The following is a 415-nucleotide window of genomic DNA, read 5'->3' as shown; positions in this document are numbered from 1 at the left end:
AGGTCGGCGTGCGCCACGAGCTGCCGATGATCAACCTGTTCACCCCGGTCGCCGCGCTCAACGAGAACGCGCCCGAGCGCTTCCGCGGCCTGGACCGCTACGACGCGCGCAAGCAGGTGCTGGAGGAACTGGAGGGCCTTGGCCTGCTGGTCGAGGCCAAGCCGCACAAGCTGCAAGTCCCGCGTGGCGACCGCACCGGCCAGGTCATCGAGCCTTACCTCACCGACCAGTGGTTCGTGAAGATGGACGGGCTGGCCAGGCGCGGCCTGGAGCTGGTCGAATCCGGGGACGTGAAGTTCGTCCCGCCGAACTGGATCAACACCTACCGCCACTGGATGGAAAACATCCAGGACTGGTGCATCAGCCGCCAGCTGTGGTGGGGCCACCGCATCCCGGCGTGGTTCGACGCCGAAGG

General features: G+C 67.2%; 1 protein-coding gene. It reads left to right on the top strand.

Translation table 11 applies throughout. The features are described 5' to 3' along the window. A partial coding sequence (locus SB822_RS55100; RefSeq protein ID WP_410858848.1) for a class I tRNA ligase family protein occupies nt 1–415 on the top strand: 415 nt, incomplete at both ends.

It is taken from the genome of Paraburkholderia sp. SIMBA_054 (assembly GCF_046534875.1).
In the GTDB taxonomy this organism is placed as follows: Bacteria; Pseudomonadota; Gammaproteobacteria; order Burkholderiales; family Burkholderiaceae; genus Paraburkholderia; species Paraburkholderia hospita.
Note: the sequence above shows the minus strand (reverse complement) of the source record. Positions and strands in the feature narration are given on the sequence as shown.